Raw genomic sequence first — 9,875 nt, 5'->3', positions numbered from 1 at the left:
GTAGGAGCACGGAGGCGAAGCCTCGAACGGCTCGGACAGCGCGAAATGAATCGGGATTTCAAGGCCGGGCGGACGGCGTTAACTAAATACAAACTCTCCGCAATCCACTCCCGCAGCGTCGATGCCAGCCAAACGCAACAGCTTCCTCCCTCGCCTGCGCAGTGTCCGGCGGGCCGCCCGGTGGGCGCGGACGAGGTTCGCGCGCGCGCCGCGGATGGTCCGGATCGCGGGCGGCGCGGCGGCGCTGCTTGCGGCCGCAGCACTTCTGAACGTCGCCTATCAAACGCTCCGCAAGCCGACCGAGCTGTTCGCCGTCGTCGGCCACGCCCTCGACAAGGAGCCGGAGGAGACCTGGGCGAGATACGCCCCGCTGTTCCGCAAGCATGCCACTGCTGCGGTCACGCCGGAATTGCTGGCCGCGCTGGCGCAGACGGAGAGCTCGGGCAATCCGCTGGCGCGCACCTATTGGCGTTGGCGATGGAGCTTCAATCCGCTCGCGATCTGGCGCCCCGCCTCCAGCGCCGTCGGGCTGTTCCAGATGACCGACCCGGCTTTCACCGAAGCCGCGCGGTTCTGCGTCCGCGGCAACGCGGTCACCGACACCGGATGCGGGTTCAGCGGGTTCTATGTTCGGGTAATCCCGAGCCATGCCGTCGAGCTGGCGTCGGTGTATCTCGACCGGCAAATGGCTGGGGTTCTCGCCCGCGCCGGCGATGCGAAGCCAAGCCCGCAGCAGAAGCAGGATCTGGCCACCTTCATCCATCTCTGCGGCGGCGGCCCCGCCACGGCCTATGCCCGGCGCAAGTTTCAGATGATATCAGGCGAGCGCTGCGGCGATCATCTCGTCGCGGCCTACATTGCGCGCGTCAACGCGATGAAGCGGCAGTTTCAGCGCCTTGCGGCGGATGACGGCGGTTAGACCATGGGTGTCGCAGACCGTAGGATGGGTGGAGCGACCTGTCCGCCCTGGCTCACCGAGCGAAGGCGGACTTGTCCCGCCGAGGCTCGCCGAAGGCGGAAGCGATACGCATCGACGCTGCGCGCAACGACGCGGTTCGCAAGCACTCAACCCATCCTACGAACTCCCCACTACGCCCGCCTCACCGTACCTCGGTCATCGACACGTGGGCTGCGATCCCGCTCAGCTCGGGCTCTTCCGGCGCAGGCTCGTCATCGGAAAATTGGCCTACCGAGCCTTCGGTCATTCTGCGCTTGACCTGTTCGCAGGTCTTGCGGACGTCTTCGGTGAACAGCGCGCATTCTTCGATGCGCCTGAAGATCTTGCGTCCCTCTTCACGATACCCCGCTGCCGTTTCCCGCATGAAGGCGATCGCATCATGGACCTGGGCCGTCAGCGCCTCGCATTTCCGCGCGGCGTCGATCAATTCCGTGCCCATGGCCTCGATCTCTTTTGCCGCGGACTCATAGTCGCGGATGACCGCCTCTGCACTGAGCGCGCCGACGCGTGACACCCCCTCGGTATGTTCGACATAATCGGGCAGAGAAATGGAAGCGATAGAGCTGCCCGTGCGGACCGAAGCAATGTCCGCCTCGAGCTGAAGCAGATTTACGCCTTCTCGTCTGTGCAATACCTCAACACTTGCCATGGTTTGATCCTCTCAATACGCGCCCCGCACCCCAAACAATATTTTGTTTATTACGGGGACAAGCCACGTTCTACTCAGATCTACCCTTGACAGTCGCAAGTTTGCCACTTTCTCCCGTCATTGGCCACCGCACGCAGCGATGGTGAAGTCGCTGCCGTCAAACCTCTGCGAAGATAGGAGTTTTCACAAGAAATCGCCCCCCAGCGAGGAACGAGCCGGATCGAATCGGCGGGCGATCGCACCCCGCATCGTGCCAACCGGCCGGCGCTTGACGCCGACCGCGAGCTCAACTCCGGGTTCGTCGATGGTCGATCACCACTCGCCGAAGAACGTGATGGTATTCACCACCAATACGGCCAACGCCAACCCTGATAACGGACATAAGACGGCACCAGCGGCGGGCCATAGGGATCGACCTTGTCGTCCTCCGGGCGGTAGCGATAGCGCGGAACGATATAGTAATCCCACGGCGTCGGCCGGAGCACGGGCGCCGTGACGATCAGCCTCTCCTGCGGTGCACGAACCACTTGCTTGCGCGGCTTTGCTTCGGCAGCCGATGTTGCAAGACTCCCCAGCACCAGGGCCGCACCGAGCGCATAAGCGATGGTCATTTTCTTCATTGAATTGGTCTCCTTGCCGCCAGAGTGCAAAAGGACGCACGGCAAGGCAAGCCAATTCAATCTCGACATTGCGTGAATGAACGTCGCCGGCCCTGGCGGCCGCAACACCTCCGAGACCGACCGGGGCTCCGCGCGTCTTCAGATTGCATGCGGCAATTGGACACGCTAGACGATCTCTCATTAAAGCAAAATCGATTCGTTTCCCGGGGGCATAGATGAACAAGTTGATGACGGCTTTCGTCCTGGCGTCCTTGGCGATGGGGATCCCGGCAGCCATGGCCGCGCCGCTTTACGAGTGCGGCGGCGACGCTGCCTGCCAGGCCAAGCGCGATCGCATGTCCCGTGACAGCTATGACCGCAATATCAACCGCTGCCTGACCGCCGCCGGCGCCACGCGCGAGCAGTGGCGTGCTCATGCCGTTCCGCGCCCGCAGGCAGACAAGGTCCGCGCCTGCCTGGAGGCGCGCGCTTGAGTCCTGCCCTTCCTCGCCAGCTGCTCCGCGCAGCGCTGGAGGTCACTCCACGCTCTCGCCGTCCAGCAGCGCGAGCGCCTGCGGCACCTGATCGCGGTCGGCAACCAGCACATATTCCTGCCGCGCCAGGCTGGCGCCGCTCGCGATCACGACCGACGTCTTCGGGCAGAGGCCGAAGCATCCGGTCACGACGAGCTTGGCCGGCTTGGTGCCGTCGCGCCTGCTCGCCTTCAGTTCGGACTTCAGCGCACGCCTGACGTCGCGGCCCTCGTCGCTGCGCTTGAGGCATTTGCGGCACACCAGGACGGGCGCCGCGCGACGCGGGCGCACGAGCATCGGGTTTGCGGATTTCGAGGGCTTTGCTGGCATGGAAGACCTATAGGGGACTTCAGCCCATATAGGGATGGAACCGCGGTCCTGCCGCTGAGCGCGGCGATCCCGCACGCATGAGCCGGCGCCTACGCCCGCGCCCGGCGCACGGCCTCCTCGAGCTTCATCCGCTGCTTGTCCCAGCTTCGCTGCTCGGCCTCCGCACGCTCATCCAGCGCAGCCCGCTCGGCGTCGATGGCCTCTGCCCGCGCCTCGTGCTCCCGCCTTGCCTTGTCCAGCGCGGCTTGCGCGCTCGCGACCGCCTTGTCCCGGCGCGCACGCTCCCTGGCGCGGGCGGCCTCCTCTTTCTTCCGCTCGGCCTCGCGACGCCGCTCTTCCTTCTCGAAGGCCGCTGCGGCCTTGCGCGCGGCCTGATCGTCGCTCTTGCGCGAGGGTGCCTTGGCGGTCTTCTTCGCTGCAGGCTTCGTCTTGGTCGTTTTGGCCGGACGCTTCTTCGGCCTGCGCTTGGGCCCCGCGTCATCCTCGGCGAGATCAGTCGGCAGCTCCGCGCTCTCGGAGAACGGACCATCCGATCCGACCGGGCGCCTGAGCACCACGCCGGGTTTTTCCATCGTCGCAGCGACAATGTCGGGGTCGTCGGTCTCTTTCGCGACGCCCTGATGGAACAGATTGGAGCTGGCGCCCCAGGCGGCAAGCGCCGCCTTCATCGAGGGCGCGGCGATCGCCTGGTCGAAGAAGCCGAGCGAGGTCTGATAGGTCTTCAGTTTTCGGTTGGGTGTCTTCGCCATTCCGCCCCGCGCGCTGGCGACGCACAAGCCGCTGTCGCACCGGCGCCACCATGCCAGTGTGCCCTTGTTTTGCCCGACGAGTCAAACTCTATTTCGGGATTACAGAATCGAGCCCGACCTAGCCGTCATGACTTCGGTATTGCAGAATCAAGCAATCTCAAAGGGTTCCCTACTGTGCATGGGGTTGTTTTGGGCAATATTGCCGTGCGGCCCCCGGGCTAGGCTCCATCCGCATCGAGCAGCGCGTCATAGCCGCGCTCGCTGAACGTCAGCAGACAAAACCCGTGCCCGAACGGATCGGCCAGCATGGCGATCCGCCCATAAGGCGCATCGGTTGCGGCGACCTCGAGGACCGCGCCGGCGCGCAGCGCGCGTTCGACCGCGGCATCGACATCGTCGACCACGACGTCGACATGCACCGGCGTCCAGTGCCGCTCGTAGCGGCGGCGATCGCCGCCGGCGCCCACCGTCCCGGCCTGCTTGGTGAGCAGGTACACCGGCGCCGGCCACCCCAGCAACTCGACGAAGCCGGTGCCGAAGCGGCGGCCGACGGTGAGGCCGAAGGCCTCGGTGTAAAAGGTCGTGGCGGCGATGACGTCGGGGACGTCGATGTTGAGCAGGAAGGTCATGATGGCCAGCGTAGCCCGGCCGGGGCGCGGCGCAATCCGGGATGGTGCCGCACCTCGCGGCGCCGCGAGGAAGGCCGTCGCTCGCGGTAACGCTAACGCCGGTTCCTGAGGCTGGAACGCACAATTCTTCTTATCGTTGTCGCAAATCTGTGTAAGGTAATGGCTGCCGGGCAGGCGTTTTCAGTGCGCATCGATTTTCTCGCCCCGGGGCTGGCTTGCAGGGTTACCTGTTCGATTGCATCACAGCTTTGAGACTTGAGGGGCCGCCTCCGGGCGGCCTTCCTGTTTGAGCGCGGCGCCGCGATGCACCGGCGGTCTACCGCTGCCGCTGCGCGAGGTAAAACCCGCACAGAACCGTCACGAGACCGGCGGCCTGCAGCGTCGTCGGCGGCTCGCCGAGCAGCAGCCAGCCGACCAGCAGCGTCAGCGCCGGCACGATCGCGGGAAACACCGCGGCCCGGGCGACGCCGAGGCGCTGCACCGAGACGGCGAACAGATAGAGCGCGGCGGGCCCTGCCAGCACGCCCTGCGCCAGCGCCTGGATCGCGTTCTCGCGAAGGCCGATTGCAGCGATGCGGGCGAGCCCGCCGGTTGCGAGATAGATCGGCAGCAGCAGCAGCGACAGCACGTTGATGACGAGCGCGGCCGACACGGCGGAGACGCGCCAGTGGCGCAGCAGCGCGCCGAAGCCGGCGAACATGAACCCGGTGAGCACGAAGATCAGATCGCCGAGCACGCCGTCGGCGCCGATATGGCCGATCGATTCCGCGCCGATCACGCCGAGGCCGGCGACGATGAGCAACGCGCCGGCCAGACGCGAAGCGGAGATCGTCTCTTTCAGGAACAAAGCGGCGAGCAGCAGGCCGCCGAGCGTCGCGCTGGAGGGCTGGATCACGCTGCCATGGCCAAGCGGCACGAACAGGAATCCGGTGTAGGAGATCAGCGCCATCACCGGGCCGCCCAGCACCATCAGCGCAAGGCCCCTGCCCCAGCCGATGCCGCAGAGATCGGAGATGCCGGCGCGAAACACCAGCGGCAGGAACGCGATTCCCGACCAGACATAGCGATGCACGAGCAGGTCGACCGGCGTGAAGCCGACATTGAGGCCGTGCCGCGTGCTGGCGAAGCCAAGCGCCCAGAACAGCGCCGCTGCCAGCCCGCAGAGGACGCCGAGCAGCGCCGGGCCTGCGTCATTCGCTTGGGTGGGAGCGTCAGCGCCGCTCGTCCGCTGATCCATGGAGAAGCCTTATGTCAGCGCGCCAGATGCCTCAACCCACGCGGCTGCAGGGCTGGCACGCAATGGCAAGGGCGGGGCTCGCATCCTCACCCCTCCTCGCCGAACACCATCCGCCAGCCCTTGCGCGTATCCATGTATTCGCGCACCTCGCGGATCCTGTCGCCTGCAACGGTGAACACGAAGCAATAATCGTTCTCGTAACAAGCCCCGCCGGGAAGCGTGGCGCGCATCCGCTCCTCAACGATCACCTTGTCGCCGTCGGCATGGACGCCGACGAATGCGATATCGACGTTCGAGAACAGCCTGTGCATCTCCTGCGCGATGAAGCGCGCGATCTGCGGTGCGCCGACCATGTGGTCGGTGTGATCGAGCGCGATCGCGGTCGCGTTGCCTTTCGGCGCGATCCATTCGGCATCGTCCGTGAACAGCGCGGCGATGCGGGCGGCATCGCGCGAGGCGAAGGTCTTCCAGGCATTGAGGACGACGTCTTTCGGGCTGGTCACGAGGCGCGCTCCGCGGCTTGCATTGAAACGAGGGCCGCCTTCTAGGCCTTGATGCGCCTTGCCGCTCGCCACAATCGGACTCGGTCATCCCGCAACCCTTTCCTCCCCATGCGTCTGCGCTATCATGCGGCGATGCTGAGCTTTACGACCTGCAACGCCGCGCGCCTGCGCCGCGATCCCCGCTATGACGGCCGCTTCTTCACGGCGGTGAAGACCACGGGGATCTATTGCCGCCCGGTGTGCCCGGCCAAGCAGCCGCTGACGCGCAATGTCGGCTATTATCCGACGGCGGCCGCGGCGGAAGCGGCGGGCTTCCGGCCCTGCCTTCGCTGCCGTCCCGAGACCGCGCCGTTCTGCCCGGCCTGGAACGGCACGCGGTCGACGGTGGCGCGCGCGGTGAAGCTGATCGACGGCGGCGCACTCGATCAGGACTCGGTGGTGACGCTCGCGATGCGGCTCGGCATCTCCTCGCGTCATCTGGCGCGCTTGTTCGAGCGGCACGTCGGTGCGACGCCGCAGCAGCTCGCCAGGACGTTGCGCGTGCAGCGCGCCAAGCGCCTGCTCGATGCCGGCGATCGCACCATGACGGAGATCGCGTTCCAGGCCGGCTTCGGCAGCCTGCGCCGGTTCAACGCCGCCTTCGCCGAGCTCTACGGCCGCTCGCCGTCGAGCCTGCGCGCACCACGCCTGTCGTCAGGTCGCGCAATCGCTCAGAACAATCCCGGGCTGAGATCGAGCCCATAGGTCAGGCTCAGCACGAACACGAACAGCACGGCGGCGGCGAACAGCGTGGCGTGCCTGAGAATGAACGCACGCGGCGAGGCGGTGGCGATAGCGGCCTTCTGCGCAACGGGCATGATGCCTCCATTATGATTTCAAAAAATGGCCGCGACGATGCGGCGGCCGCATCAAGCAATGCGACCTGCAAATCAACTGTTAAGGGGATCACGCTCGTTATGAACGAGCATACATGACCGGCAGCTTCACGCGAACTTGCTCGCGGCCGGAGTCTCGATCAGCGCATCGAGCGCAATTTGTCTCCTCGCCGCTCGCGCGAGACGAGATCTAACTTCGATGATCGCATGAGGCAGCGGGTCGCGCGCTGCGAGACCCGTCTGCCCTTCATGCAATGTCAGTTCAGCGGGCCGCGCCCGTGGTGACGTCGGCGGTCTTGACCTTGCGGGAGCCGAGCACCTTCGCCTGGTGCACCGAGGCGACCGTCGTGGGCGCGGTCACCTGCTGCTCGACATGGCTGGCCCCGAGCACGCGAACCTGCAAGGGAGAGACCGGAAATCCATTGGCCTCATAGGTCGGCAGCTCGGCGGCAAAAGCCGACGTAGCGCTCGCGATCGTCAGGACGGTGGCGGCGATCGTCAAAGTCTTGTTCATTGGTGATGCTCCTGATGGAAGATTCGGAGCACACACTTAAGCGCGCTTTGCTGCATTGCGACATGTTCTATTGCATCGCAACATCGCCCGCCGCGCATGGCGATATGTTTAATGCGTACAGAGTCTTGGCCGAATCGCGCCGGCCGCGACATGGAGCTTTTATGGGCGCTGGTCAGCCACCGAGCACATTGCCCCACCCATCGAACAGGTAGGCCTTCCAGACCACGGTTCCATCCTCACGCAGCCGACTGGCCCGCCGGTAGTCATCCGCCTGATCGGCGGTCCAGGTGATGATGGTGTCGGACACCCGATCGTGCAGAACGGCCGGTTCGGTCGGATCGAAGGCGTCCATGGGACGAAGCGAGGGATGCGTGCTCATGGGCCGATCAACGCCTAGCCCCGCCCAAAGTTGCCGAGAGCATTTTTCAAGACGCCCTAGTCAACCGTCGATCGCGGAAGCCTCGGTATCCGCTACTTCAATGCGGTCGCGAGCGATTGCAGTTTTGCGACAAGATTGGTGCCGAGCGCATAGATGATTTCGATGATCGCGAGTGCGATGCCGGCCGCGATCAGACCATATTCGATTGCGGTCGCGCCGGATTCATCGGCAACGAACTCGGCCCATTTGCATTTCAACGTCACGGACGCGTCCTTCCCAATTCCACCGGAAATTGCCGGCGCCCGAGCAATGCACGCCGCAATCCAAGATTGAGTAAACGCACTTCGTTCAATTTGACGACAATCGGGGCTTTGCATCTGCAGGTAGTTTCCAAGGATTACGTCCTTGGAACCGTTGGGGAACTTCCGTTGCAACTTCGCAACACTCTTTCCGAAAAACCTATTTCCCGGAATTACGCCATTGCGTCGCCACACCGTCCCCCGAACAATCGACCCACTGCGTGCCTTTCCGTGCAAGTCTGACTGCATCAAGACTGTTTGCATCACCACTGTTCGAACGAGACTGGTTCGGACAGAACCGTTTGGAGGCAGGGATCATGAATGATCGGCGGTCTCTTTTGGTCGCGGTTTTGTGCCCGTCGGCCGTTTTCGCCGGCTGGCTGGTGCTCTCACTGTCCGCCTACGCGCCTGCCCTCATCGAGCACAGCAGCGCCAATGCGGCTGCCGTCTCGCCCGCGAAGGATCTTGGCCGCCTCGACCTCGCCGACGTTCCACGCGCCGCGACGATCGAGGACGGTGTCGCCTTGACCGCCGACATCGCTGCTGCCGCAGCAATTCCGCCAAATGTTGAAGCCGCACCCCCGCCGGAGCCGCTTATCGCTGCCATCAAGCTGGCGTCGGCCGATCCCGCGCTGATCTTGCCGGCGGAGCCGCCCGCGCCTCAGATTTTACCGGAGCCAGCACCTGTCGTCAGCGAAGCTCCGCCAGCGCCGGCGCCAGAGCCCGTCAAGCTCGCCTCCGCCGATCCCACCGAGATCGTGGCCACCGAAGCATTGTCGGCCGCGACGATCGCGGGCGGTCCCGCCCCGGTCGTGGCAAGCAAGGCCTCGCCGCCGGCGGACACCGTTGCCGTGCTCGACGAATGCTTCGTCATGGACGCCTGCATCGACCGTTATCTCTGGGCGCTCTATGAGCGCACCGCGAAGGAAGACTCGATGAGGGTGGTGGAGCGCCGCCCCGTCACCGTCAAGCGCAAGGGCAAGACGGTGACCGTGATGCGCAGCTTCGCCAAGCTGGTCGACCAGGATTTTACCTGGAAGGACCCGAAGGCCGCCGAGCGCGCCGGCATGTCGATGATGGATTACGTCATCGGCGGCATGGACAAGAGCTTCAAGCGAAAGCTGTTTCGCACGCTGCTCGCAGCCGAGGCCGCCGGCCTCTCGCCGGGCATCACCAGTGCGTTCCGCGACGACTATCGTCAGTCCATCGCGAGCGGCCTGAAGGCTGCCTCCGACCGCTCCTATCATGGCGGGAGCACGCGCGGCGGCTACGGTCACGGCATGGCCGCCGACATCGTCAGCACGCAGGGCAACAACCGCGCGCAGCGCTGGGTCTCGACCGAAATCCTGTGGAAGTGGGTCGATGCCAACGGCAAGGCGTACGGCATCGGCCGGCCCTATCTCGGCCGCGATCCGCCGCATGTCGGCCCGATCGACGGCAAGGAATATATCTCGCGCCGGGGCACGACGGACCGCAAGGAAGCCGCCAACGTCAGGCCGAAGAAGGCGCACGCTGCGGCCCATGCGAAGCCGCCCAAGGCCCAGGCCGCGCGCGAGCAGAAGAATACGGCCAAGCCGCAAAAGGCGGCGCAATCGGCCGGCAAGCGCGCGACCTGAGGCCG

General features: G+C 65.2%; 15 protein-coding genes. 4 read left to right on the top strand and 11 right to left on the bottom strand.

Annotated features, from left to right (window positions below; translation table 11 throughout):
* Positions 1-121 precede the first annotated feature (121 nt).
* Positions 122-919, top strand: coding sequence for a transglycosylase SLT domain-containing protein (locus tag HAP40_RS18305; RefSeq protein ID WP_166816494.1), 798 nt, complete (start codon positions 122-124; stop codon positions 917-919).
* A gap of 181 nt (positions 920-1,100) precedes the next feature.
* Here HAP40_RS18305 and HAP40_RS18300 read toward each other — a convergent pair whose 3' ends face one another.
* Positions 1,101-1,607 (bottom strand): hypothetical protein, encoded by a 507-nt coding sequence (locus tag HAP40_RS18300; protein WP_166816495.1) that lies wholly within the window; start codon positions 1,605-1,607, stop codon positions 1,101-1,103.
* A gap of 341 nt (positions 1,608-1,948) precedes the next feature.
* Entirely contained in the window at positions 1,949-2,227 is a 279-nt protein-coding gene (locus HAP40_RS18295; protein WP_166816496.1) for a hypothetical protein, read from the bottom strand.
* A gap of 215 nt (positions 2,228-2,442) precedes the next feature.
* Between HAP40_RS18295 and HAP40_RS18290 the strand changes: the two genes are divergently transcribed.
* Positions 2,443-2,700, top strand: a complete 258-nt coding sequence (locus tag HAP40_RS18290; RefSeq protein WP_246741078.1) for a hypothetical protein — start codon at positions 2,443-2,445, stop codon at positions 2,698-2,700.
* Between the two features lie 42 nt (positions 2,701-2,742).
* Here the strand turns inward: HAP40_RS18290 and HAP40_RS18285 are convergent, their stop codons facing one another.
* The 5 genes from HAP40_RS18285 to HAP40_RS18265 all read right to left on the bottom strand — a co-directional run bounded on the left by HAP40_RS18285 (position 2,743) and on the right by HAP40_RS18265 (position 6,187).
* Positions 2,743-3,069, bottom strand: a complete 327-nt coding sequence (locus HAP40_RS18285) for a (2Fe-2S) ferredoxin domain-containing protein (protein WP_166816497.1) — start codon at positions 3,067-3,069, stop codon at positions 2,743-2,745.
* An 89-nt stretch (positions 3,070-3,158) separates the two neighbouring features.
* Positions 3,159-3,818: a cell envelope biogenesis protein TolA gene (locus HAP40_RS18280; RefSeq protein WP_166816498.1), complete on the bottom strand. Its 660-nt coding sequence runs from the start codon at positions 3,816-3,818 to the stop codon at positions 3,159-3,161.
* 218 nt (positions 3,819-4,036) lie between these two features.
* Positions 4,037-4,447: a VOC family protein gene (locus HAP40_RS18275; protein ID WP_166816499.1), complete on the bottom strand. Its 411-nt coding sequence runs from the start codon at positions 4,445-4,447 to the stop codon at positions 4,037-4,039.
* Positions 4,448-4,763: 316 nt separating this feature from the next.
* Positions 4,764-5,684: a DMT family transporter gene (locus HAP40_RS18270; protein WP_166816500.1), complete on the bottom strand. Its 921-nt coding sequence runs from the start codon at positions 5,682-5,684 to the stop codon at positions 4,764-4,766.
* 86 nt (positions 5,685-5,770) lie between these two features.
* The gene (locus HAP40_RS18265) at positions 5,771-6,187 is read right to left on the bottom strand and encodes a nuclear transport factor 2 family protein (RefSeq protein WP_166816501.1); all 417 of its coding nucleotides are present in this window, start codon (positions 6,185-6,187) and stop codon (positions 5,771-5,773) included.
* A gap of 132 nt (positions 6,188-6,319) precedes the next feature.
* Here HAP40_RS18265 and HAP40_RS18260 point away from each other — a divergent pair, with 132 nt between their 5' ends.
* Entirely contained in the window at positions 6,320-6,931 is a 612-nt protein-coding gene (locus HAP40_RS18260) for a bifunctional transcriptional activator/DNA repair enzyme AdaA (protein ID WP_166819459.1), read from the top strand.
* Here HAP40_RS18260 and HAP40_RS18255 read toward each other — a convergent pair.
* The 4 genes from HAP40_RS18255 to HAP40_RS18240 all read right to left on the bottom strand — a co-directional run bounded on the left by HAP40_RS18255 (position 6,898) and on the right by HAP40_RS18240 (position 8,212).
* A complete protein-coding gene (locus HAP40_RS18255) occupies positions 6,898-7,044 on the bottom strand; it encodes a hypothetical protein (protein ID WP_166816502.1) in 147 nt (48 codons plus the stop codon). The two genes, HAP40_RS18260 and HAP40_RS18255, sit on opposite strands and share 34 nt — an antisense overlap.
* 280 nt (positions 7,045-7,324) lie before the next feature.
* On the bottom strand, positions 7,325-7,576 hold the full coding sequence (locus HAP40_RS18250; RefSeq protein ID WP_166816503.1) for a hypothetical protein: 252 nt from the start codon (positions 7,574-7,576) through the stop codon (positions 7,325-7,327).
* A 172-nt stretch (positions 7,577-7,748) separates the two neighbouring features.
* Positions 7,749-7,955, bottom strand: a complete 207-nt coding sequence (locus tag HAP40_RS18245) for a hypothetical protein (protein ID WP_166816504.1) — start codon at positions 7,953-7,955, stop codon at positions 7,749-7,751.
* Positions 7,956-8,047: 92 nt separating this feature from the next.
* Positions 8,048-8,212: a Flp family type IVb pilin gene (locus tag HAP40_RS18240; protein WP_208024939.1), complete on the bottom strand. Its 165-nt coding sequence runs from the start codon at positions 8,210-8,212 to the stop codon at positions 8,048-8,050.
* Positions 8,213-8,571: 359 nt separating this feature from the next.
* Between HAP40_RS18240 and HAP40_RS18235 the strand changes: the two genes are divergently transcribed.
* Entirely contained in the window at positions 8,572-9,870 is a 1,299-nt protein-coding gene (locus HAP40_RS18235) for a hypothetical protein (RefSeq protein ID WP_166816505.1), read from the top strand.
* Positions 9,871-9,875 lie beyond the last annotated feature (5 nt).

This window comes from Bradyrhizobium sp. 1(2017), assembly GCF_011602485.2.
Taxonomy (GTDB): Bacteria; Pseudomonadota; Alphaproteobacteria; order Rhizobiales; family Xanthobacteraceae; genus Bradyrhizobium.
This window is presented reverse-complemented; position numbering and strand designations above follow the sequence as displayed.

Excerpts from the sequence above, each read along its gene's own strand:
- HAP40_RS18305 (WP_166816494.1), top strand. The coding sequence starts at position 122 with ATGCCAGCCAAACGCAACAGCTTCCTCCCTCGCCTGCGCAGTGTCCGG.
- HAP40_RS18300 (WP_166816495.1), bottom strand. The coding sequence starts at position 1,607 with ATGGCAAGTGTTGAGGTATTGCACAGACGAGAAGGCGTAAATCTGCTT.
- HAP40_RS18295 (WP_166816496.1), bottom strand. The coding sequence starts at position 2,227 with ATGAAGAAAATGACCATCGCTTATGCGCTCGGTGCGGCCCTGGTGCTG.
- HAP40_RS18290 (WP_246741078.1), top strand. The coding sequence starts at position 2,443 with ATGAACAAGTTGATGACGGCTTTCGTCCTGGCGTCCTTGGCGATGGGG.
- HAP40_RS18285 (WP_166816497.1), bottom strand. The coding sequence starts at position 3,069 with ATGCCAGCAAAGCCCTCGAAATCCGCAAACCCGATGCTCGTGCGCCCG.
- HAP40_RS18280 (WP_166816498.1), bottom strand. The coding sequence starts at position 3,818 with ATGGCGAAGACACCCAACCGAAAACTGAAGACCTATCAGACCTCGCTC.
- HAP40_RS18275 (WP_166816499.1), bottom strand. The coding sequence starts at position 4,447 with ATGACCTTCCTGCTCAACATCGACGTCCCCGACGTCATCGCCGCCACG.
- HAP40_RS18270 (WP_166816500.1), bottom strand. The coding sequence starts at position 5,684 with ATGGATCAGCGGACGAGCGGCGCTGACGCTCCCACCCAAGCGAATGAC.
- HAP40_RS18260 (WP_166819459.1), top strand. The coding sequence starts at position 6,320 with ATGCTGAGCTTTACGACCTGCAACGCCGCGCGCCTGCGCCGCGATCCC.
- HAP40_RS18255 (WP_166816502.1), bottom strand. The coding sequence starts at position 7,044 with ATGCCCGTTGCGCAGAAGGCCGCTATCGCCACCGCCTCGCCGCGTGCG.
- HAP40_RS18250 (WP_166816503.1), bottom strand. The coding sequence starts at position 7,576 with ATGAACAAGACTTTGACGATCGCCGCCACCGTCCTGACGATCGCGAGC.
- HAP40_RS18245 (WP_166816504.1), bottom strand. The coding sequence starts at position 7,955 with ATGAGCACGCATCCCTCGCTTCGTCCCATGGACGCCTTCGATCCGACC.
- HAP40_RS18235 (WP_166816505.1), top strand. The coding sequence starts at position 8,572 with ATGAATGATCGGCGGTCTCTTTTGGTCGCGGTTTTGTGCCCGTCGGCC.